The organism is Micromonospora sp. CNZ280 (assembly GCF_011759515.1).
In genome coordinates, this window is record NZ_JAAOYP010000003.1 from 763,962 (window position 1) to 785,064 (window position 21,103).

Below are 21,103 nucleotides of genomic sequence, written 5' to 3' on the forward strand. Positions count from 1 at the left end.
CTCTCATGTACTAATTCCCGATACGTGTGCGACCATCGATGCATGGCTCCCAAGACCGCGCGTGCCCGCCGGCTCGGCATCGCGTTGCGCACCCATCGGGAGGCCGCCGGGCTCACCCTCGAGGCGGCGGCCGACGAGATCAACAGCACCCGGAGCACCCTGTCCCGCTACGAGAACGCCCAGACGCTGGTCAGCCCGGCCACCGTGCGCGCCCTGCTCACCCTCTACGGGGTCGCCCCGGACGACGTGGCGGCGGCAGTGCAACTGGCCAAGGACGCCCGCAAGCCCGGCTGGTGGGTGTCCTATTCGTACCTGCTGGACCGGCGCACCATCGACTTCATCGCGCTGGAGGCCGAGGCGAACGGGATCGCCAACTTCGAGCCGTCGGTGGTGCCCGGGCTGTTGCAAACCGCCGACTACATCCGTGGCGTGATGCGGGGCGGCCCGCACACGCTCAGCGACGACCAGGTGGAGCAGCGGGTCCAGCTGCGGTTGGACCGCCAGCAGCGGCTCACCGCCGACGGGCCGCCGATCCTCGACGCGATCATCGACGAGGGTGCCCTGCTGCGGCCGGTGGGCGACCGGGGCGTGATGGAGGGCCAACTCCGCCACCTGCTGAAGATGGCCGAACTACCCAACATCACCGTGCAGGTGATCCCGCTGGCCGCCGGCTACCACCGGGGCACCCGGGGCTCACTGCACATCCTGGAGTTCGCCGACCCGGAGGACCCGATCATCGCCTCGGTCGAGACGGTGGCCGGGCAGATGGTCCTGGACCGGCCGGGCGACCTGCGTACCTGCACCAAGATCATGGAGCACCTGCGGACCGTCGCGCTCAGCCCGGCGGACAGCCGCGACCAGCTTCTCCAACTCCTGAAGGGACGGTAGGACCATGACCCCGACGATCAGCGCGGCGCTGGCCTCGGCCGGGTGGCGCAAGAGCAGCCACAGCGGCGACGAGGGCGCCTGCGTGGAGGTGGCGACGATCCCCGGCACGGTGGCCGTGCGCGACTCCAAGGACCCGGCCGGGCCCGCCCTGCTCTTCCCGCCCGCGGCCTGGGCGGCCTTCGCCGCGGCACCGCCGCGCCGCTGACCGTCCCGCGCCGCCGGCAACCGTCGCGCGACGCGGTCGCGGGTGCCGACACACCCGCCCACCAGCGGTCGCGGGGCCGGGCCGGGCGGTGCGGCGCGGGCTCCGGCTCAGCCACCCACCAGCGGTCGCGGGGCCGGCTCGGCGCGCAGCGCCTCCAGCGCCGCGATCGCCGCGCCCCGCGCGCCGGCCATGTCGCGCTCGGGCACCAGGGCGAACGTGGCCACCTCGGCCTGCTCCGCGCGCAGCACGGTGTGCTCGCGTACGGTCGCCAGGAACCAGTCCCGGAACTCCGGCTCCGCCTCCACCACGCCGCCGCCGACGAAGTACGCGTGCGGGTCGGTGAAGTTCGCCGCGACGGTGAAGAGCCGGCCGAGCGCCATCGCCTGCTGGGTGAAGATCTCGCGGGCCAGCGCGTCGCCGCGCTCCCCGTAGCCGCGGACCAGCTTCGCCGCCCGGGCCGGCGGTTCGGCCGCGAGCGGATGCCCGGGGTAGCGGGTCAGCCAGTACGGCAGCAGGTTGCGGGCGATCCCGGTCAGCGAGGCGACGCTCTCCGCGTCCCCGGCGAAGCCGCAGGCGCAGGTCGGCACGGGCTGGTCCGGGGCGAGCAGGCCGGTGAGCGGGATGTGTACGTGCCCCAGCTCCCCCGCCATCCCGGCCGCCCCGGCCACCACCCGGCCGCTCTCCACCACGCCGCCGCCCAGCCCGGTGCCGACGATGGCCGACACCGACGACCGCCGCATCGCCTCGCCACCGAAGTACGCGTGGTGGGCGTAGAGCGCGGCCGCGTTGCCGTCGTTGTGGTAGACCACCGGCAGCCCGAGCCGCCGCTCCAGCGCGCCGCGCACGTCGAAGCCGCGCCAGGCCGGCTGGGAGAAGTTCGTCGACCCACGGGACGAGATCACCCCGGTCGCGCTGGCCGGGCCGGGGGTGTCCAGGCCGACCGCGCGCACCTGCCCGCGCGGGATCCCGGTCAACGCCAGCACCCCGTCGAACGCGCGGGCCAGCGCCTCGATCGCCGCCTCCGGGCCGGCCAGCACCTCGCTGGAGATCTCCACCAGCCCGTCCACCAGGAACCGGCCGTCCACGGTGAGCACCGTGGCGTTGTTGCTGGTGCCGCCGTTGTCCAGGCCGACGACCACCGGATCCTCCACGCCCCCCAACGCGCCGCCTCCCGTCGTAGTGACCTGCTGGAAGGCTAGTTCCCGTTGCCCGGCTCCGCCATGCCCGTACCCCGGCCGCGCCCACGGCGCTCGCGGCGACGACCGTGCCGACCGACGGCGGGCACCGGCGCCGACCCGGGCCGGACACCGACGGCCGCCGGAACGCGTCGCGCTCCGGCGGCCAGGGCCGGCGGTCAGCCGTTGTCGATCAGGCTGGCGATCTCGTTGTAGATCAGGTGTGCCTTGGCGCCCTGGTTCGACGGGCAGCCGCCGAGGTGGTGCAGGGCGATCACGCGGTGACTGCCGTTCAGCACCGGAGAGCCCGAGTTGCCGCCCGAGGTGTCACAGCTGTAGCTGATGTTCCAGGTGTTGTAGTTCCCGTTCCGTACGGTGCAGAGCGCGCCGCCCTGGCTGTCCTCGTAGATCGACAGCCGCTTCGGCCGGCCGTCGCCGTGACCGGGGATGTACATCCGCGTGCCGGTGGCGGTGGCCGTCGTCGCCAGGTACAGCGTGCCGAACCCCTGGATCCTGCTGAAGTTGTTGACCGAGTACAGGGCGTAGTCCAGCTGGCTGGAGCCGCCGGCGCTCACCCTGTACAGGGTGGCGCCGCTGACCTTCGTGCCGGCGCCGGGATTGTTGCCGCCGCAGGTGGCGCACTGGTAGTTGAACTGCATCTCGCTGCCGCTGACCGTGGACTGCGTCGACATGCAGTGCTTGTTGGTCAGCATCCGGTTGGTGTTGCCGACCCGCCACGTCGTGCACATGCCGCCGCCGCTGATCAGCAACCGGGCCACGGCGTTGCCCCGGGCGTACTCGGTGGGGTGGCTGCCCTGGTAGCAGACCACGTCGCGGCGGGCGTCCGTGCCGCACACGGACTGCGTGGAGAAGTTGTACCGGCCGATCTCCGCGGCGTCGTACCCGCGCCAGAGCCGGTCGATGGTCGCGGCCTGGCCGCCGGACCGGCGGTTGCTGTGCAGTTTCACCACCGCGGTGTCGCCGTCCACCGACATGGCCCAGAACCCCGGCTGCCCGTCGGTGGTGTAGTCCGAGCCGGTTGCCCGGTTCAGCGAACGGTCGTACCGGTAGCTCTCCCGGCCGTCCGGGCTGGACACGGTGACGTAGTCGCCGTGGCCCAGCCGCAGCGAACTGAAGTGCACCTTCACGTACGCCGCGCCGGGGTGCCGGATGATCTGCGTGCGACCGTCCCGGGCGTACGACAGCGAACCGTCGACCGTGCGCAGTTCACCGACCGTGGTGACGCCTTCGGCGGAGAACTGTTCCGACTCGGGAGCCCGCTCGGACTGCGGCGCGAGGGGCTGGTCCGGGTCCGCCGCGACGGCGGGCGCCGACACCAGGCTCAGCCCGAGCGTGCCGGCGGCGAGCATGACTGCCGCCGTCCGCATGCGGAGTCGAGATTGCTTCATCGTCGCTCCTCCCCAAGGAGGCGGCCCGTCGCCGCCCTTGCGGTCTTCATACCGGAGCTGATCGATACATACAAGATTATCTATCTTATGATATGGGTCGAGTCTGCCGCTCGCCGCCATGGCGGCATGATCCGGTCAGCGGTCAGGGTTGGCGGTCCCCGGCCGCCGCGCCGACGACAGCGGTGCGCTGGCCGCGATGGACCGCCCGACCCGCCCGACCCGCCCGACCCGCACGACCCGCACGACCGGAGGGCCGCGCGGACCGGGCTGGCCGGGCGCGGGGTCAGCCGGGGCGGCGGGCGGTGACGGCGGTGGCCTCCAGGTCATCGTCCCGCAACACGGTCGGGATCAGGCCGGCGGCGGTGAGCAGCCCGCACAGCCCGTCCGCCTGGGCGACGCTGGTCTCCACCGCCAGGTGCCCGCCCGGGGCCAGCCACTCGGCGGCGCCCGCCGCCACCCGGCGCAGCACGGCCAGGCCGTCCGGCCCACCGTCGAGGGCCACCGGCGCCTCGTGCAGCCGCGCCTCGGGCGGCATCAACGCCACCGCCGCCGTCGGCACGTACGGGGCGTTGGCCACCACCAGGTCCAGCCGTCCCCGCCAGGCCGGCGGGACCGGGTCGAACAGGTCGCCCTGGTACACCTCGACGCCGGTGCCGGCGAGGTTGCGCCGCGCGCAGGCCACCGCCGCCGGGTCGATGTCGGCGCCGGCCAGCCAGCGCGGCGCGAGCCGCCGGGCCAGCACCAGGGTGGTGGCGCCGGAGCCGCAGCAGAGGTCGAGCACGGCGGCCGCCGGGCCGGTCACCGCGACGGCGGCGTCGACCAGCAGGGCGGTACGGCCGCGCGGCACGAACACGCCGGGGTCGACGGCGACCCGCAGGCCGCAGAACTCGGCCCAGCCGAGCAGGTGCTCCAGCGGCAGGCCGGCGACCCGGCGGTCGACCAGGTCGGCCAGCGCCCGCGGGGAGTCGGCGGCGGCGATCAGCAGGTCCGCCTCGTCCTCGGCGTAGACGCAGCCGGCGGCACGGAGCCGGCGCACGAGGTCGGAGTGGTCGAAACGGTGGCGGGATGTCATGGGGTACCTCCGGGAACGCTCGTCGGCGCTCCCGGCCCGCCTATTCGGCGGCGACGTGGGAGGGAGCGCCGGTCCGGCTCGACTGGTGGATCGGACTCACCTCCTCGGGTCGGGGCCCCACCCGGGCCACGGTCGGGCCCGGTGCGGGCCACCGAGACGATAGCTCAACCGGCGGTCGCCGCACCGCCCGGTCCGGCGGCGTCCAGCGCGGTGGTGACGTCGGCGACCAGGTCGACGGTGTCCTCCACGCCGCAGGAGAACCGGACGAAGCCGGGGCCGGTGGCGTCGCCCCACTGGGCCCGCCGGTCGGCGGTGGTGTGCAGCCCGCCGAAGGACGTGGCCGCGAACACCAGCCTCGCGGCGGCCAGGAACCGGGCCACCCGCTCGGCGTCGCCGAGGTCGAAGGAGAGCACGCCGGGAATCCGGCGCATCTGCGCCGACGCCACCGGGTACGCCGGGTCGCCGGGCAGCCCGGGCCACCGCACCCCGGTCACGTCCGGGCGGTCGGCGAGCAGCCGGGCGAGCGCCTCGGCGTTCGCGGTCTGCCGGGCCAGCCGCAGGTCCAGGGTGGCCAGCGAGCGGTGCGCCAGCCAGGCGTCGAACGCGCCGGGAACCGCCCCGGCGGCGGACCGCCAGCCGGTGACCTTGTCGAGCAGTTCGGCCGACCGGCTCGCCACGTAGCCGAGCAGCAGGTCGGAGTGGCCGGTCAGGGCCTTGGTGCCGGAGGCGACCACCAGGTCGGCACCGAGGTCGAGCGGGCGCTGCCCGAGCGGGGTGGCGGTGGTGTTGTCCACCGCCAGCAGGGCGCCGGCGGAACGCGCCCGGGCGGCCAGCGCGGACACGTCGGCCACGTCCAGGCCGGGGTTGGCCGGCGTCTCGACCAGCACCAGGCGGACGCCGTCGAACGACGGGTAGGGTCCGGCGGTCGGCACGAACCGCACCCGCACGCCCAGCTCTTCCAGGGTCGCGGTGGCGAACGCCCGCACCGAGTAGTAGCCGTCGGCCGGAAGCAGCACGGTGTCCCCCGGTCGCAGCACCGCCAGCAGCAGCCCGGTGATCGCGGCCTGTCCGCTGGCGAAGACCCGGCAGTCGCCGCTCTCCAGGTCGCCGATCGCCGCCTCGAGCAGCCGGCGGGTGGGATTGTCCGGCCGGCCGTAGCCGTTCGGCGTCGCCGCCGGGCCCTCCCAGGGGTCGAGGTGGTACGGCGCCGCGAAGACCGGCCCGGGCAGGAACGGCTGCCCCGGTACCGGCTCGGGCAGCCCGGCGTGCACGCACCGCGTTCCGTCGTGCTGATCGGCCATCTCACTCACTCCGGTTTGGTCGTACGGCTCATCAGGGCGGCCACGGCCAGCCGAGGGTCGACCCCCTCGTGGCAGACCAGTTCCACCTGCTCGGTGATCGGCATCTCCACCGCGTGCGCCCGGGCCAGGTCGCGGATGGCCAGCGCGCTCTTGACCCCCTCGGCGGTCTGCCGGGTGGCCACCCGGGCCTCCTCCAGGGTCGCTCCCCGGCCGAGGTGCTCGCCGAAGGTGCGGTTGCGGGCCAGCGGCGACGAGCAGGAGGCGACCAGGTCGCCCATCCCGGCCAGGCCGGCGAAGGTCAGCGGGTCGGCGCCGAGGGCCACCCCGAGCCGGGCCGTCTCGGCCAGCCCCCGGGTGACCAGCATCGCCCGGGTGTTGTCGCCGAAGCCCATCGCGGTGGCGATGCCGTACGCCAGGGCGATCACGTTCTTGACCGCGCCGCCCAGTTCGCAGCCGATCACGTCGTCGTTGGTGTACGGGCGGAAGTACGGCGTGGTGATGGAGCGCTGCACCAGCGTGGCCCGGTCCGCGTCGGTGCAGGCGACCACGGTGGCGGCCGGCTGCTCGGCGGCGATCTCCGGGGCCAGGTTGGGGCCGGAGACCACCACCACCCGGTCCGCCGCCACCCCGGCGGTCTCCACGATCACCTCGCTCATCCGCTTGGTGGTGCCCAGCTCGATGCCCTTCATCAGGGAGACCAGGGTGGCGTCCGGGTGCAGGTGCCCGGCCCAGCCGGCGAGGTTGCCGCGCAGCGTCTGCGACGGCACGGCCAGCACCACCAGCTCCGCCCCGGTGATCGCCTCGGCGGCGTCCCCGGTCGCGGTCACCCGCGCCGGCAGCACCAGGTCCGGCAGGTACTCCGGGTTGCGCCGCTCGGTGCGGATGGTGTCGGCGACCGGCTGCCGGCGGGCCCAGATGGTGACGTCCCGACCGGCGTCGGCGAGGATCTTGGCGAACGCCGTCCCCCACGAGCCCGCCCCGAGCACCGCCACGTGCCCGCTCACGCCGCCGCCTCCGGCTGCTGGCCCTCCGCCGGGGTCGGGCGGGGCGGTCGCTCCCACAGCGGGGGCGGGGTGCCGCCACGGATCTCGGCCAGCAGGTCGCGGACGCGCAGCATGATCGCCTCGGTCATCTCCTCCAGGGTGGCCCGGGTCGGGGTGGCCCCCGCCCACGCGCTCAGGTCGACCGGCGGACCGGCGGCCACCGACACCGGGATCCGGGGCCGCAGGCTCAGCCGCGTGGTCCGCGGGTCGAAGATCTGCTCCGGGCCCCACATGGCGACCGGGATGACCGGGGCGCCGGTGGCCAGCGCCAGCCGGGCGGCGCCGGTCTTGCCCTTCATCGGCCACAGGTCGGGCTCCCGGGTGATGGTGCCCTCCGGGTAGATCACCACCGCGCCGCCCTCGTTGAGCGCGGCGACCAGGGCGTCCAGCGACCGGACCGCGTCCACCGTGCCCCGCTCGACCGGGATCTGCTTGCACCGGTGCAGGATCCAGCCGACCACCGGAACCTTGAACACGCTGGCCTTGCCGAGGTACTGCGGCCACCGCCCGGCGTCGTAGATGAAGTGCGCGGAGACCAGCGGGTCGGCGTGCGAGAGGTGGTTCGGCACCACGATCACCCCGCCCTCGCGGCGCAGGTGCTCCATGCCGCGCCAGGTGCGCCGGGTCCAGACGGTCATCACCGGCTTGACCACCACCACGGCGAACCGTTGCCAGAACCCCAGCCTCCGCCGTGTCACTGCGCCTCCTCGTGCCGCCCCGCCCGCGCACCGGACCCGCCGGTGACACCCGCCGCGGGAAATCATGCCTGCTCGCCCTCGGTACGGCCAGTGAGGGTACCGCCGGCCGGCTGGCAGGATTGCTGGTGTGAGTCAGCCGACCTGGACCGTGGTGGTGCCGGTGAAGCGCCTGGCCGCCGCGAAGAGCCGGCTGCGGGGCGCGCTGGCGGGCGTACCGCACGAGGAGCTGGCGCTGGCCCTGGCGGCCGACACGGTCGCCGCGGTGCGGGCCTGCCCGGCGGTGGCCGAGATCCTGGTGGTCACCGACGACGCCCGGGTGGCCGCGGCGGCCCGCGACGCCGGCGCCCGGGTGCTGCCCGACCGGCCGGGGGCCGGGCTGAACCCCGCGTTCCGGCACGGCGCGTCCGCGGCCGGCGGCGGGTGGGTGGCCGGGCTCACCGCCGACCTGCCCGCGCTGCGCCCGGCCGAACTGGCGGCGGCGCTGCGGGCGGTGTCCGCCGGCCCGCCGGGGGTACGCCGGTTCGTGGCCGATGCCCCAGGCGACGGCACCGTGCTGCTCGCCGCGCCGCCCGGGATGCCGCTGGACCCCCGGTTCGGCGTCGGCTCGGCCGACGCGCACGCGGCGAGTGGGGCGCTGCCGCTCGCTGGCAACTGGCCCAGCCTGCGCCGGGACGTGGACACCGCCGCCGACCTGGCGGCGGCGGCCCGGCTCGGGTTGGGACCGCGGACGGCGGCGCTCGCGGCGGCCCGCTGCCCGGCCTGACCCGCCCGGTGTACGGTGCTGGCATGCAGGGCACGGTGGCCACCTTCGACCCGGCGACCCGCAGCGGGCTGCTGCTCCTCGACGACGGCACCGAGCTGGCCTTCCCCGCTCGGGCGTTCGACGCCTCCGGGCTGCGGCTGCTCCGCCTCGGCCAGCGGGTGCGGATCGACCGGGACGCCGCCGGTGCGGTCGTCCGGGTGACGTTGCCGACGATGGCCTGACCGACCGCGCCAAGTTCATTTTGCGTTAACCCGGGTCGGGTGATTATGAGCGGGTGAGCACCCCTCGCGAGCACCCCGCCGGCCCGCCGCGCGCCACCGAGCCGGCCGCTCCCCGCAACGGCACCCGCGCCCGGGGCGCCGACGGCCGCTTCCGCCCCGCCGGCACCGCCGGGACCGCGCACGCCGAGGTCGACCCGGTCGGGCCGGGCACCGACGCCGGAGCCGCCTCGGCCGGGCTGGAGGAGGTGCTGGACCCGGCGGTCGGCCCGCCGGCCGTCGACGAGGCGCCCGCCGCCGCGCCGCTGCCCGAGGACCGCTTCTTCAACCGGGAGCTGTCCTGGCTCGACTTCAACGCGCGGGTGCTGGCGCTGGCCGAGGACGCCCGCACGCCGCTGCTGGAGCGGGCCAAGTTCCTGGCCATCTTCGCCAGCAACCTGGACGAGTTCTACATGGTGCGGGTCGCCGGGCTGAAGCGGCGGCTGCAGGCCGGCCTGCCGGTCCGCGGCGGCGACCGGATGCCGCTGCGCACCCAGCTGGAGCTGATCGCCGAGAAGACCGCGACGCTGGTCGCCCGGCACGCCGCCTGCTTCGTCGACGACGTGCTGCCGAAGCTGGCCGCCGAGGACGTCCGGATCCTGCGCTGGGCGGAGCTGGACGACGCCGAACGGGAGCGGCTGCGCGCGTACTTCCGGGAGCAGATCTTCCCGGTGCTCACCCCGCTCGCGGTCGATCCGGCGCACCCGTTCCCGTACATCTCCGGGCGGTCGCTGAACCTGGCGGTGGCGGTCCGCGACCCGGACGGCGGCTCGGAGCTCTTCGCCCGGGTGAAGGTGCCGAACAACGTGCCCCGGTTCGTCCGGGTGCACCGCGACCGGCCGGGCGTGCGGATGCTGCCGGTGGAGGACCTGATCTCGGTGCACCTGGGGCAGCTCTTCTCCGGTATGCAGGTGGTGGAGTGCCACCTGTTCCGGGTCACCCGCAACGCCGAGGTGGAGGTCGACGAGGACCGCGACGAGGACCTGCTCCAGGCGCTGGAGCGGGAACTGGCCCGGCGCCGGTTCGGCCCGCCGGTCCGGCTGGAGGTGGCCGCCTCGATCTCCGACCACATGCTGGAGCTGCTCGTCCGCGAGCTGGACATGGCCGACCAGGACGTGCTGCGGGTGCCCGGCCTGCTCGACCTCTCCGCGCTCTGGCAGGTCTACAACGAGGCCGACCGGCCGGACCTGAAGGACCCGCCGTTCGTGCCGGCCACCCACCCCCGGCTCACCGAGGGCGAGGTGCCGCGCAGCGTCTTCGCCACGCTGCGCGACGGCGACATCCTGGTGCACCACCCGTACCACTCGTTCGCCACCAGCGTGCAGCGCTTCATCGAGCAGGCCGCGGCCGACCCGAACGTGCTGGCCATCAAGCAGACCCTCTACCGCACCAGCGGCGACTCGCCGATCGTGGACGCGCTGGTCGACGCGGCCGCCGCCGGCAAGCAGGTGGTGGTGCTGGTCGAGCTGAAGGCGCGCTTCGACGAGGTGGCCAACATCGGCTGGGCCCGCACCCTGGAACGCGCCGGCTGCCACGTGGTCTACGGCCTGGTGGGGTTGAAGACGCACTGCAAGACCGCCCTGGTGGTACGCCAGGAGGGCAACCAGATCCGCCGCTACTGCCACATCGGCACCGGGAACTACCACCCGAAGACCGCCCGGCTCTACGAGGACTTCGGCATGCTGACCGCCGACCCGGAGATCGGCGCCGACCTGACCGACCTGTTCAACGTGCTCACCGGCTACAGCCGGCAGACCGCGTACCGGCGGCTGCTGGTGGCGCCGCAGGGCATCCGCAGCGGCCTGATCGAGCGGATCGAGCGCGAGATCGCGCACGTCCGGCTCGGCGTGCCGGGCCTGGTGCAGTTCAAGGTGAACGCCCTGGTCGACGAGGAGATCACCGACGCCCTCTACCGGGCCTCCCGGGCCGGTGTGCACGTCGACCTGCTGATCCGCGGGATGTGCACGCTGCGTCCCGGGGTGCCGGGCCTGTCGGAGAACATCCGGGTGCGGTCGATCCTCGGCCGGTTCCTGGAGCACTCCCGGATCTTCCGGTTCGGCAACGACGGCAACGCCGAGTTCTGGATGGGTTCGGCCGACCTGATGCACCGCAACCTGGACCGCCGGGTCGAGGCGCTGGTACGGGTCAGCGACCCGGTCGCCCGGGCCGAGCTGGACCAGGTGCTGACCGCCGCGATGGGCCCGGAGGTGGACGCCTTCGAGCTGGCCACGGACGGCACCTGGACGCGGCGTACCGGCACCGCCGAGGCGCCCCCGACCCAGCTGCAGGAACTCCTGCTGCATCGGGTCGCTGGCACCGCGAGCTGACCGTCACGCGCATAGGCTGACCAGATGCTGGATGAGCGGGATTCGGCCGGCGCGGGCCGGACCGGGCCGGCCGAGGATCCCGACGACGGGACGCGGATCCGGGCCGCCGGCGGAGTGGTCTGGCGTCCGGGCGGGCCGGACGGCCCGGCGGTCTGCCTGGTGCACCGCCCCCGCTACGGCGACTGGTCGCTGCCCAAGGGCAAGCTGGAACCGGGTGAGCGCCCACTGGTGGCCGCCGTCCGCGAGGTGGCGGAGGAGACCGACGTGCGGGCGGTGCCGCAGGTGCGGCTGCCCACCGTCGGCTACCGCAGCGAGGGCCGGCCGAAGGTGGTCGACTACTGGTCGATGCGGGCGGTGGCGAACGGCGGCTTCGAGCCCGGCACCGAGGTGGACGAGGTGCGCTGGCTCGCCGCCGACGAGGCGATCCGGCTGGTCAGCTACCCGCACGACGCGGAGGTGCTGGCCGCGTTCGCCGCGCTGCCGCCGGTCACCGCGACGGTGGCCCTGGTCCGGCACGCACACGCCGGCCAGCGGGGCACCTGGACCGGCCCGGACACCGGCCGGCCGCTGGACGCCCGCGGCTGGGCGCAGGCGCACGCGCTGGTCCCGCTGGTGTCGCTGGTCCGCCCGGTGCGGCTGGTGTCGGCCTCGGCGCGCCGGTGCGTGCAGACCCTCGACCCGACGGCCGCCGAACTCGACCTGCCGATCGAGGTGGTCGGCGACCTGGACGAGCCGCGGCCGGGCCAGCAGCCCGACGAGTGCGCGCTGGCCGCCGCCGCCCGGCTGGTCGAGCTGGCCGCCGCCGGCGAGTCGGTGGCGGTCTGCGGTCAGGGCAGGGTGATCCCGGACGCCCTGGCCCACCTCACCGGGCGGGCGGACGACTTCAGCACCCCGAAGGGCGGCGGCTGGCTGCTGGCCTTCGCCGGCGACCGGCTGCTCTCCGCCGACCGCCTCTGAGCCGGCGGGCCGGACCGTCGCCGGGATACCCGCTGTGGCCCCGCGCCTCGGCAGCGGCGCCGCGCTGCCCCGGACCCGTCGCGCCGCTGCGGCTCCGAGCGCCGCCAGCCCGGGTCAGGGCAGGGTGAGCGTCACCGCGACCGGCAGGTGGTCGCTGGCCTCGCTGCGCGGGGCCACGGCGTCCGAGGCGGCGAGACCGGGCGAGACGAGGACGTGGTCGATCTGCTGGCGCGGCTCGTCGGCCGGGCTGGTGGGCAGCGGCCGGGCCGACGCCAGCGCGTCGACCAGGCCGGCCCGGGTGAACTCCGCGAAGGCCGCGTCGCCCGGTTCGGTGTTCAGGTCGCCGGCGACCACCAGCGGGCGGCCGGCGGCGTACCCGGTGGCGAACCCGGCGACCGCGCGGGCCTGGACCACCGGCTCCTCGCCGGGCGGGGGTTGCAGGTGGGTGCTCACCACCGCGAGCCGGACGCCGTCACCGAGGTCGAGGTCGACGGCGAGGGCCTGCGCCCCGGTGGGCGCGCCGACCGCCGGCAGCGCCAGGGTGCGGGGCGCGGCGGTCGGCCAGCGGCTGAGCACGGCGTCACCCCAGACCGGGTCGGCCGCCGGCGCGAAGACGTACGGCATGTCGAGCCGCTTCGCCAGCAGGGTGAGCGTGTCGTGGCCGCCGTTGAGCAGCCACGCCCGGTCCACCTCGCTGAGCACCACCACGTCCGGCCGTTCGGCGCGGACGACCCGGGCCAGGCCGGCCAGGTCGAACCGCCCGTCCAGCCCGAAACCCATCCGCACGTTGTAGGCCACCAGCCGGACCGCCTGCGGCGGACCGGGCCGGTTGCTCGACACCAGCCACGGCCCGTGCCCCCACGCCGCGAGCAGGGTGACCGCGGCCAGCACGGCGGCCGTACGCACCGGGGGCAGCGTCGGCGGCGGTCGGTGCCCGGGCGCCGGGGCGGTCACGGCCACCCCGGCGACCAGCGCGGCCACGGCGACCGGGGCCCAGCCGTTGGGGTAGCCGAGGTCGTAGGCGGCGTAGTACCCGACGGCGGCGACCGCGAAGACCAGCATCCCGGCGACGGCGGCGTAGCCCCGCCGCACGTCCGCACGGCCGTGCCCGGCGGCGTCCCCAGCCACGGTCGCGCGGGCCGGCGCGGCCGAAGCCGGGCCGGCGGTGACCGTGGCCGACCCAGCCGGCGGCGGGCCGGCGGCGGCACCGTCCGGTCCGGAGGTGGCCGTGGCGGCGCCGGCCGGATCGGCGGTGGGTGCGGGCGCGTCGGTGGTTGGTGCGGGCGCCTCGGTGCGGGCCAGGCAGCCGCCGAGACCGACGGCGGTCAGCAGGACGGCCGGGACGAGCAGCGCCGGCCGGTCGAGGGCGAAGAGCAGCGTGCCGAGCAGCAGAGCCACCGGCGCGGCCGGCCACCAGCGCCGCACCGGAGCCAGCGCGGCGAGCACGAAGAGCCCGATCGCCCCGCCGGCCAGCGCCAGGCCCAGCGGCGGTGGCCCGGCGATGCCGCCGCCCGGGCCGTACCAGTAGGACATCGCCGTGCCGGCGAGCGCCGGGGAGAGCGCGACCATGCCGGCCAGCAGCAGTCCCGGACCGGCCAGCAGCCAGGCCCGGCCGCCGCCCGGCGGCTCCGTCGGCCGGCTCGACGGGCGCGGGACCACCGCGGCCAGGAAAAGCGTGACCAGCACGGCACTGGCCGACCAGGCCAGCCAGCCACCCCGCCAGACCAGGTCGTACGTGTCGAGCAGCGCATGCCCGACGGCGGCGAGGGCAAGCCCCAGCGCCAGCCCGGGCACCGGTCGGGGCGTGCCGGCGGCGACGCCGGCCAACCACAGCAGACCGGCGAGCAGAGCAGCGGTGGCCAGCCACAGTTGCGCCCGGCCGCCCGGGGCGGCGGTCAGCGCGAGCCGGATCCCGGCCAGCAGCACCGCGGCGGCGAGGGTGACCCGCCGGACGCCGATCCGCCGGACCAGCGGTGGCGCGGCCAGCGCGAGCAGGAACCAGCCGAGGGCGAAGGCGCCCATCAGCTCGGCCGGGGTGGACGCCGCCTGCCCGAAGATGGTGATGATCGACGGAAGCCAGACCCGCAGCACGTCGGTGAGGACGACGAGGCCAAGGGCGAGCGCGGCGGTGGTGAGGTGGCGGTAGCGCACCGGCGCCCTCTTCTCGTGACCGGCGGGGTTGGTCGGCACGGCGATTCTGCGCGCGGGGCCGCTTCCGGTCAACGCCTTCCGGCCCCGGACCCGGCCGACGCCGGATCGACGGCCACCGTCGCCGATACGCCGAGGGGCGCCCACCACTACGGTGGACGCCCCTGCGGTACGGGCCGGGTCAGCGGCGGGTCGCTGCCTTCTTGGCCGGGGACTTCTTCGCCGGCGCCTTCTTGGCCGCCGCGCTCTTGCTGGCCGTGGCGGTCTTCTTCGCCGCGGTGGCCTTCTTGGTCGCCGCGGCGCTCTTCTTCGCCGGGGCGGTCTTCTTGGCCGTGGTGGTCTTCTTCGCCGCGGCGGTCTTGGTGGCCGCGGCAGTCTTCTTCGCCGCGGCGGTCTTCTTGCCGGCGGCGGTCGCCTTGGCCCCGGTGGCCTTGGCGCCGGTGGCCTTGGCGCCGGTGGTCTTGGCGGCGGCCGCGGTGGTCTTCTTCGCCGCCGCCGTGGCCTTCGGCACCTTGCCGCTGGCCACCATCTCCTTGAACCCGGCACCCGGCCGGAAGGTCGGCACGGATGTCTTCTTGACCTTCACCGCCTCGCCGGTACGGGGGTTCCGCGCTGTTCGCGCGCCCCGGACGCGCTTTTCGAACGCTCCGAATCCGGTGATGGCCACCTTCTCGCCCTTGGTTACCGCCGCCTGGACCTCAGCGAGGACCGCGTCGAGCGCGGCCGTCGCCGTCTTCCGGTCCCCCAGGCGAACGGCGAGCGCCTCGATGAGCTCGGCCTTGTTCACGACTTCCTCCCGATTGTGCAACTGACTCGACGCGAGCCATTCTGCGCGCACGGTATGCCCTGTGCTGCCGGGACACAAACATTCGGTGGAAAAAAGCCCTTGTGTCGCAACGGATTCGCCCCCACCGGCAGAACCGGTGGGGGCGGAAACCGATGCGGGCTGGGGCGTACGGCTATCCGACGGTCGGCAGGAACGCCGGCCGGCGGGTCTCGAAAGCGCTGATCTCCGCCTCGTGCCGGAGGGTGAGTCCAATGTCGTCCAAGCCCTCCATCAGCCGCCAGCGGCTGAAGTCGTCCAGCGGGAACGACCAGGTGGCGTCCCCGGCCCGGACCTGTCGGGCGGTCAGGTCGACGGTGACCGGGGCGGTCGGGTCGGTCTCGACGAGAGCCCAGATTTCTTCGACCGCCTTCAATTCCAGCTCGACCGGAAGTAGACCTTCCTTCAGCGCGTTGCCGCGGAAGATGTCGCCGAAGCGCGGGGAGATCACGGCGCGGAACCCCCAGTCGCGCAGCGCCCAGACGGCGTGCTCGCGGGAAGATCCGGTGCCGAACTCCGGGCCAGCGACGAGAATCGACGCACCCGAATACGTGGGATCGTTCAGCACGAATTGCTGATCTTCGCGCCAGGCGCTGAAGAGCCCGTCGGCGAACCCGGTCCGGGTCACCCGCTTGAGGTACACGGCCGGAATGATCTGATCGGTGTCCACGTTGGATCGACGCAGCGGCACGGCGGTGCCGGTGTGGGTGGTGAACCTCTCCATCTGCGGTGTGCCCTTCTCAAAGATCGGCGGGAGCGGCCAGCCGGCCCACCACGGCGGTGGCGGCGGCGACCGGCGGGGAGACCAGGTGGGTGCGCCCGCCCCGGCCCTGGCGGCCCTCGAAGTTGCGGTTGGAGGTCGAGGCGCAGCGCTGGCCGGGGGTGAGGGTGTCCGGGTTCATGCCCAGACACATCGAGCAGCCGGCGAACCGCCACTCCGCTCCGGCGTCGGTGAAGACCTTGTCCAGCCCCTCCGCCTCGGCCGCCTCCCGGACCGCGGCGGAGCCGGGCACCACCAGCATCCGGACGCCGTCGGCGACCCGGTGCCCGCGCAGCACGTCGGCGGCGGCGCGCAGGTCCTCCAGTCGGCCGTTGGTGCAGGAGCCGACGAAGACCACGTCGATCGGCAGTTCGCGCAGCGCGGTGCCGGGACGCAGGTCCATGTACTCCAGGGCCCGGCGCGCGGCGGTCCGCTCGCTCTCGCTGACGAACTCATCCGGATCCGGCACCGAGGCGCCCAGCGGCGCGCCCTGCCCCGGGTTGGTGCCCCAGGTGACGAACGGGGTGATCCGGCTGGCGTCCAGGGTCACCTCGGCGTCGAAGGTCGCCCCCTCGTCGGTGGGCAGCGTCCGCCAATGGGCCACCGCCGCGTCCCAGTCGGCGCCACGCGGGGCGTTGGCCCGCCCCTTGAGGTACGCGAAGGTGGTCTCGTCCGGCGCGATCATGCCGGCCTTGGCGCCCCACTCGATGGACATGTTGGCGATGGTCATCCGCCCCTCCATGGACAGCGACCGGATGGCCTCGCCGCGGTACTCCACGATGTGGCCGCGCCCGCCCCCGGTGCCCACCTGGGCGATCAGGGCGAGCACCAGGTCCTTGGCGGTGACGCCCGGGCCGAGCTGCCCGGTGACGTTGACCGCCATCGTCCTCGGGCGGGCCTGCGGCAGCGTCTGGGTGGCCAGCACGTGCTCCACCTCACTGGTGCCGATGCCGAAGGCGAGCGCCCCGAACGCGCCGTGGGTGGCGGTGTGCGAGTCGCCGCAGACGATGGTCATGCCCGGCTGGGTGAGGCCGAGCTGGGGACCGATCACGTGCACGATGCCCTGGTTGTCGTCGCCCAGCGGATGCAGCCGGATGCCGAACTCGGCGCAGTTGCGGCGCAGCGTCTCGATCTGCGTACGCGAGGTGGGGTCGGCGATGGTGAGCAGGTCACCACGCCGCGACCGGAAGGCCGGATCGGCGTACCCGGTCGGGGTGTTGTGATCCTCGGTCGCGATCGTGAGATCGGTGCGGCGCACCCGGCGGCCGGCGAGCCGCAGTCCGTCGAAGGCCTGCGGGCTGGTCACCTCGTGCAGCAGGTGCAGGTCGATGAAGAGCAGATCCGGCTCGCCCTCGGCGGACCGTACGACGTGCGCGTCCCAGACCTTCTCGGCCAGGGTCCTGGGCGCCGGCTCGGGAGTGACTCCCACCATCTGGACATCCTAAATTCTGGGAGGTAAATTTCGGCTTGTGGGACACAGTATGAGCGGTGTCGGCGTTCTCGACAAGGCGGTGGTCATCCTGGCCGCCTGCGTCGACGGCGCCAGCCTGGCCGAACTCGTTGAACGCACCAAGCTGCCCCGGGCAACGGCGCACCGGTTGGCACAGGCACTGGAGATCCACCGAATGCTGGTACGCGACACCCAGGGCCGCTGGCGCCCCGGTCCACGCCTGGGTGAGCTGGCCAACGCCGCGCCGGACGTGCTGCTGACCGCGGCGGAGCCGCTGCTGGCGGCACTGCGGGACGCGACGGGCGAAAGCGCCCAGCTCTACCTGCGCCGCGCCGACGAGCGGATCTGCGTGGCCGCCGCCGAGCGGGCCAGCGGCCTGCGGGACACCGTTCCGGTCGGGTCGGTGCTGCCGATGACCGCCGGGTCGGCGGCGCAGATCCTGCTCGCCTGGGAGCCGCCGGAGGCGGTGATGCCGCTGCTGCCCCGGTCGAAGTTCACCGGCCGCACCCTGGCCGAGGTCCGCCGGCGCGGCTGGTCGCAGAGCGTCGCCGAGCGGGAGGCCGGTGTGGCGAGCGTCTCCGCCCCGATCCGGGACCGGACCGGCCGGGTGATCGCCGCGATCAGCATCTCCGGCCCGATCGAACGCCTCGGCCGCCGCCCCGGCGAACGCCACGCCATGGCCGTCGTCCGCGCCGGCCAACGCCTCTCCGGCCTCTGATTCCCCTCCCGGACCCCCTCCCCCGCCCCGCCCGGGTCCGGCCAGTTGATCAAGAGGTTTGCGTCAGAATCCGGGCCGGACCTGACGCAAACCTCTTGATCAACGCGTCGGTGAGGTGCCGGGAGGGGGCTGGTAGAGGGTGGGGAAGGAAACGGCCCGCCTCGCGGGAGCGAGGCGGGCCGTTGGGTGTAGCCCCGACCGGATTCGAACCGGCGCTACCGCCTTGAGAGGGCGGCGTCCTGGGCCGCTAGACGACGGGGCCAGGCACTTTCCTGCGTTCACCGCCCTGCCGGGCGGGTGCCGCTGTAGTGTAGCGGCGTCCCCTCACCGGGTGTGGACCGGGTCGGGGCGGGTAGACCGCGCAGAAGCGGAACGACCCGCCTCACCGAAGCGAGACGGGCCGTACCCGGATGTAGCCCCGACCGGATTCGAACCGGCGCTACCGCCTTGAGAGGGCGGCGTCCTGGGCCGCTAGACGACGGGGCCAGAACCTCTGTGTTGCCGTGCCGCTCTGCCGAGCGACGCCGCTGAACCTTACCAGAGACCTCGCCGAGCCCCTGACGGAACCGGCGTGAACTCCAACAGAATCCAGCGACCGACGTTCTCACGAACACCGGTTTGCTGGGGTACCAGGACTCGAACCTAGACTAACTGAACCAGAATCAGTCGGGCTGCCAATTACCCCATACCCCATTGGCCCCTTGCGGCGCCGGGGACAAACTTTACCCTCCCGGTGCCGACAGGCCAAATCGAGCCCCCCGAAACCGCCCTTGAGCTGCGGAAACGGGCCCTCGACGCGTCATCCCACGGGCACCACCGGGTTGCTCAGCTCGCCGATGCCCTCGATTCGTACGGTGACCGTATCCCCGTCCGTGAGCGGGCTAACCCCCGCCGGCGTGCCGGTCAGCACCACGTCCCCCGGCAGCAGCGTCATCACGTGCGAGATGTACGACACCAGCGCCGGCACGTCGAAGACCATGTCCCGGGTCCGGCCCAGCTGGCGGACCTCCATCTCCTCCGGCCCGCGCCCCACCTCGCACCGGATCTCCAGGTCGCTGACGTCCAGCCCGGTGGTGATCCACGGCCCGATCGGGCAGAACGAGTCGAAGCCCTTGGCCCGGGTCCACTGGCCGTCGGAGCGCTGCAGGTCGCGGGCGGTGACGTCGTTGGCGCAGGTGTAGCCGAAGATGGCCCGCTCCGCGGCGGCGCGGTCGGCCCGGCGAGCGCCCGGCGCGCCGATCACCACCGCCAGCTCGGCCTCGTGCTCGACCTGCTTGGAGAAGATCGGCAGCCGGATCGCGTCCCGGGGCCCGATCACCGAGGTGGACGGCTTGAGGAAGAGCAGCGGCTCCTTCGGCACCTCGCTGCCGTGCTCGGCGGCGTGCTCGGCGTAGTTGCGGCCGACACAGACCACCTTGCTGGGCAGGATCGGCGAGAGCAGCCGGACGTCGGAGAGCGCCCACCGGGCGCCGCTGAAGGTGAGCTGGCCGAACGGGTGGCCCTCGATCTCGGCGATGGTCAGCCCCTGCGGGCCGGCCTCCGGCTCCCCCTCGACGGCCCCGAACGACATTCCCTTGGCATGAGCGAAACGAGCGATACGCACCGGGCCAATCTATCCCCGGTCGGGGCGGCCCCGGCCGCCGCCACGAGCGGCGGGCGGAACCGGCGCGCGGCCCGGGCACGATACCCGGAGCGGCGGCCGCCGGGGCGAAATTCCCCGCTTCGTACCCGCACGACGTCCGGCCGCCCCTAGCGTCGGCTGCGGAGGTTCGTTCGTATGCCTGCATCGACACGACACCACAAGGCCCTCGCAGTGTTCGTCCACTGCCTCGGCGTCCTCGCCGCGCTGCCGGCACTGCACCCGGCCCCGGAGACGACGGCCGCCCGGCCACGACCGGCGGCGGCCGCCGAGCCACGACCGGCGGCGGCCCCGCAGACACCCGCACCGGCCATGCCGTCCGCACCGCCGGCGGTGCCCACCCCGACCCGGGCCGCTCCGGCACCGGCCCCGTCGCCGGTCACCGTGGCTGTCGCACCGGAGAGCACGCCGGCCCCGCGCTACCGGATCCAGGTGCGCAACACCGGCAGCGCGCCGGTGGACACCACGATCCGGCAGGAACTGCCGCCGGGATCGTCGGCCACCGCGATCTCCTCCGGCGGCCGGGCCGTCCGGTCGGCCGGGCAGACCTCGGCGACCGAGGTGACCTGGCGGCTCCGGCTGCCGGCCAGGAGCACCACCACCCTCGGCACGGCGCTCACCACGGCCGCGCCGGGCCGTCCGCTGACCGCGCCGGCCTGCGCATTCGCCGGTGACGGCAGCCGGCCGTACGACTGCGCGACGGCGACCTGGAACGCGGCGCCGGTGCCGGCCGCCGAGGTGACCGAGGCGCCGGTGTGGCGCCGGACACCCGTGGTGCTGGCGGGGCTCGGCGCGGTGCTGCTGCTCGCCGCGCTCGGCGCCCTCTGGGCGTGGCGCCGCCGGCGCCGCCCGGTGGCCGCGGCGCTGGCCAGCGACGGGCCCGGCACCGTGTACCCGCGACCGGCTGCGCCCCGGCCGCCGGAGCGCCGCCGCACCCCGCCGGTCTGGCTGCTCGTCGGGGTGGCCGCGGCGGTGCTGGCGGGCACGGTCGGCGCGGCCGGCTGGACGGCCACCCGGCGGGTCGCCGCGGTCGACACCGACAGCCAGCCGACCAGCGGCGCGTGGGTCGGCCGCGGGGTGAACGGCACGGTCGGCGTGCCGCTGCGCGAGTCGGCGTTCGAGTTCACCGTCTACCGGGTCGCCTGCGATCCCGGGTCGGGGGCCCGGCGCTGCCAGGCCACCGTCGGGCTCCGCAACGTCAGCCCCGAGCAGCAGAGCTGGCACGGTCGGCTGCAACGGGCGTACCTGTCGGACGGCAACTTCGTCAGCACCGACGAGCAGGCCACCCGGATGGCCAACCAGGGCCGGGACGTCTTCGCCCAGCCGGTGGCGGCGGGCACCCGGATGGTGCTGCCGCTGGTCTTCACCGTCATCGGGCGGGAGCCGCCGACGCAGTTGGAGCTGCGCAGCGGGGTCTTCTCCGCCGGGGTGCGGGTGGACGTGCCCTGACCGGCCGGCAGGCGGCGGTCG

19 protein-coding genes and 3 tRNA genes are annotated in these 21,103 nt (G+C 74.5%); 8 read left to right on the forward strand and 14 right to left on the reverse strand.

The window, feature by feature from the left end:
- Positions 1 to 42: 42 nt before the first annotated feature.
- Positions 43 to 888, forward strand: a complete 846-nt coding sequence (locus FHX32_RS25270) for a Scr1 family TA system antitoxin-like transcriptional regulator (RefSeq protein ID WP_167188129.1) — start codon at positions 43 to 45, stop codon at positions 886 to 888.
- A 4-nt stretch (positions 889 to 892) separates the two neighbouring features.
- Positions 893 to 1,093, forward strand: coding sequence for a DUF397 domain-containing protein (locus FHX32_RS25275; protein WP_167188132.1), 201 nt, complete (start codon positions 893 to 895; stop codon positions 1,091 to 1,093).
- Positions 1,094 to 1,200: 107 nt separating this feature from the next.
- Here the strand turns inward: FHX32_RS25275 and FHX32_RS25280 are convergent, their stop codons facing one another.
- The 6 genes from FHX32_RS25280 to FHX32_RS25305 form a co-directional block, all read right to left on the reverse strand.
- A complete protein-coding gene (locus FHX32_RS25280; RefSeq protein ID WP_167188135.1) occupies positions 1,201 to 2,253 on the reverse strand; it encodes an ROK family protein in 1,053 nt (350 codons plus the stop codon).
- Positions 2,254 to 2,447: 194 nt separating this feature from the next.
- Complete coding sequence (locus FHX32_RS25285; RefSeq protein WP_167188138.1) at positions 2,448 to 3,677, reverse strand: S1 family peptidase; 1,230 nt, start codon at positions 3,675 to 3,677, stop codon at positions 2,448 to 2,450.
- A gap of 283 nt (positions 3,678 to 3,960) precedes the next feature.
- Positions 3,961 to 4,749, reverse strand: coding sequence for a putative protein N(5)-glutamine methyltransferase (locus FHX32_RS25290; protein WP_167188142.1), 789 nt, complete (start codon positions 4,747 to 4,749; stop codon positions 3,961 to 3,963).
- 164 nt (positions 4,750 to 4,913) lie between these two features.
- The gene (locus FHX32_RS25295; RefSeq protein ID WP_167188145.1) at positions 4,914 to 6,050 is read right to left on the reverse strand and encodes a cystathionine gamma-lyase; all 1,137 of its coding nucleotides are present in this window, start codon (positions 6,048 to 6,050) and stop codon (positions 4,914 to 4,916) included.
- Between the two features lie 5 nt (positions 6,051 to 6,055).
- Complete coding sequence (locus tag FHX32_RS25300; RefSeq protein ID WP_167188148.1) at positions 6,056 to 7,054, reverse strand: NAD(P)H-dependent glycerol-3-phosphate dehydrogenase; 999 nt, start codon at positions 7,052 to 7,054, stop codon at positions 6,056 to 6,058.
- Positions 7,051 to 7,791 carry a lysophospholipid acyltransferase family protein gene (locus FHX32_RS25305; protein WP_167188151.1) on the reverse strand — a complete coding sequence of 247 codons (741 nt, stop codon included), beginning with the start codon at positions 7,789 to 7,791 and terminating at the stop codon, positions 7,051 to 7,053. Before FHX32_RS25305 ends, FHX32_RS25300 begins: the two co-directional genes overlap by 4 nt.
- A 127-nt stretch (positions 7,792 to 7,918) precedes the next feature.
- Here FHX32_RS25305 and cofC point away from each other — a divergent pair, with 127 nt between their 5' ends.
- Genes cofC through FHX32_RS25325 form a run of 4 tightly spaced genes read left to right on the forward strand, consistent with a single transcriptional unit; the run spans position 7,919 to position 12,095 of the window.
- Positions 7,919 to 8,554 (forward strand): 2-phospho-L-lactate guanylyltransferase, encoded by a 636-nt coding sequence (gene cofC / locus FHX32_RS25310; RefSeq protein ID WP_167188154.1) that lies wholly within the window; start codon positions 7,919 to 7,921, stop codon positions 8,552 to 8,554.
- Between the two features lie 23 nt (positions 8,555 to 8,577).
- The gene (locus FHX32_RS25315) at positions 8,578 to 8,775 is read left to right on the forward strand and encodes a cold-shock protein (protein ID WP_167188157.1); all 198 of its coding nucleotides are present in this window, start codon (positions 8,578 to 8,580) and stop codon (positions 8,773 to 8,775) included.
- Positions 8,776 to 8,828: 53 nt separating this feature from the next.
- A complete protein-coding gene (locus FHX32_RS25320; RefSeq protein ID WP_167188160.1) occupies positions 8,829 to 11,138 on the forward strand; it encodes an RNA degradosome polyphosphate kinase in 2,310 nt (769 codons plus the stop codon).
- A gap of 24 nt (positions 11,139 to 11,162) precedes the next feature.
- Positions 11,163 to 12,095 carry an NUDIX hydrolase gene (locus FHX32_RS25325; RefSeq protein ID WP_167188163.1) on the forward strand — a complete coding sequence of 311 codons (933 nt, stop codon included), beginning with the start codon at positions 11,163 to 11,165 and terminating at the stop codon, positions 12,093 to 12,095.
- A gap of 114 nt (positions 12,096 to 12,209) precedes the next feature.
- On the opposite strand, the gene FHX32_RS25330 is transcribed toward FHX32_RS25325, so the two are convergent.
- From FHX32_RS25330 to leuC, 4 genes are all read right to left on the reverse strand, one after another.
- The gene (locus FHX32_RS25330; protein WP_486481311.1) at positions 12,210 to 14,285 is read right to left on the reverse strand and encodes an endonuclease/exonuclease/phosphatase family protein; all 2,076 of its coding nucleotides are present in this window, start codon (positions 14,283 to 14,285) and stop codon (positions 12,210 to 12,212) included.
- A gap of 139 nt (positions 14,286 to 14,424) precedes the next feature.
- Positions 14,425 to 15,030 (reverse strand): HU family DNA-binding protein, encoded by a 606-nt coding sequence (locus FHX32_RS25335; protein WP_486481312.1) that lies wholly within the window; start codon positions 15,028 to 15,030, stop codon positions 14,425 to 14,427.
- Between the two features lie 172 nt (positions 15,031 to 15,202).
- Positions 15,203 to 15,790 (reverse strand): 3-isopropylmalate dehydratase small subunit, encoded by a 588-nt coding sequence (gene leuD / locus FHX32_RS25340; RefSeq protein WP_167188169.1) that lies wholly within the window; start codon positions 15,788 to 15,790, stop codon positions 15,203 to 15,205.
- A gap of 16 nt (positions 15,791 to 15,806) precedes the next feature.
- On the reverse strand, positions 15,807 to 17,258 hold the full coding sequence (gene leuC / locus FHX32_RS25345) for a 3-isopropylmalate dehydratase large subunit (RefSeq protein ID WP_167188173.1): 1,452 nt from the start codon (positions 17,256 to 17,258) through the stop codon (positions 15,807 to 15,809).
- Between the two features lie 49 nt (positions 17,259 to 17,307).
- On the opposite strand from leuC, the gene FHX32_RS25350 reads away from it, so the two are divergent.
- The gene (locus FHX32_RS25350) at positions 17,308 to 17,994 is read left to right on the forward strand and encodes an IclR family transcriptional regulator (protein ID WP_130322559.1); all 687 of its coding nucleotides are present in this window, start codon (positions 17,308 to 17,310) and stop codon (positions 17,992 to 17,994) included.
- A gap of 189 nt (positions 17,995 to 18,183) precedes the next feature.
- Here the strand turns inward: FHX32_RS25350 and FHX32_RS25355 are convergent.
- The 4 genes from FHX32_RS25355 to FHX32_RS25370 form a co-directional block, all read right to left on the reverse strand.
- Positions 18,184 to 18,256: transfer RNA gene (locus FHX32_RS25355), tRNA-Glu, on the reverse strand.
- Between the two features lie 151 nt (positions 18,257 to 18,407).
- A tRNA-Glu gene (locus FHX32_RS25360) sits at positions 18,408 to 18,480 on the reverse strand.
- A gap of 135 nt (positions 18,481 to 18,615) precedes the next feature.
- Positions 18,616 to 18,687, reverse strand: a tRNA-Gln gene (locus FHX32_RS25365).
- A gap of 106 nt (positions 18,688 to 18,793) precedes the next feature.
- Positions 18,794 to 19,597, reverse strand: coding sequence for a fumarylacetoacetate hydrolase family protein (locus FHX32_RS25370; RefSeq protein WP_167188176.1), 804 nt, complete (start codon positions 19,595 to 19,597; stop codon positions 18,794 to 18,796).
- A gap of 174 nt (positions 19,598 to 19,771) precedes the next feature.
- On the opposite strand from FHX32_RS25370, the gene FHX32_RS25375 reads away from it, so the two are divergent.
- Entirely contained in the window at positions 19,772 to 21,082 is a 1,311-nt protein-coding gene (locus tag FHX32_RS25375; protein WP_167188179.1) for a hypothetical protein, read from the forward strand.
- The last annotated feature ends 21 nt before the right edge of the window (positions 21,083 to 21,103 follow it).

Bases quoted from the DNA above. Each gene is read 5' to 3' on its own strand.
- FHX32_RS25270 (WP_167188129.1), top strand. From the start codon at position 43: ATGGCTCCCAAGACCGCGCGTGCCCGCCGGCTCGGCATCGCGTTGCGC.
- FHX32_RS25350 (WP_130322559.1), top strand. From the start codon at position 17,308: ATGAGCGGTGTCGGCGTTCTCGACAAGGCGGTGGTCATCCTGGCCGCC.
- FHX32_RS25285 (WP_167188138.1), bottom strand. From the start codon at position 3,677: ATGAAGCAATCTCGACTCCGCATGCGGACGGCGGCAGTCATGCTCGCC.
- FHX32_RS25295 (WP_167188145.1), bottom strand. From the start codon at position 6,050: ATGGCCGATCAGCACGACGGAACGCGGTGCGTGCACGCCGGGCTGCCC.
- FHX32_RS25290 (WP_167188142.1), bottom strand. From the start codon at position 4,749: ATGACATCCCGCCACCGTTTCGACCACTCCGACCTCGTGCGCCGGCTC.
- leuC (WP_167188173.1), bottom strand. From the start codon at position 17,258: ATGGTGGGAGTCACTCCCGAGCCGGCGCCCAGGACCCTGGCCGAGAAG.
- FHX32_RS25375 (WP_167188179.1), top strand. From the start codon at position 19,772: ATGCCTGCATCGACACGACACCACAAGGCCCTCGCAGTGTTCGTCCAC.
- FHX32_RS25325 (WP_167188163.1), top strand. From the start codon at position 11,163: ATGCTGGATGAGCGGGATTCGGCCGGCGCGGGCCGGACCGGGCCGGCC.
- leuD (WP_167188169.1), bottom strand. From the start codon at position 15,790: ATGGAGAGGTTCACCACCCACACCGGCACCGCCGTGCCGCTGCGTCGA.
- FHX32_RS25275 (WP_167188132.1), top strand. From the start codon at position 893: ATGACCCCGACGATCAGCGCGGCGCTGGCCTCGGCCGGGTGGCGCAAG.
- FHX32_RS25315 (WP_167188157.1), top strand. From the start codon at position 8,578: ATGCAGGGCACGGTGGCCACCTTCGACCCGGCGACCCGCAGCGGGCTG.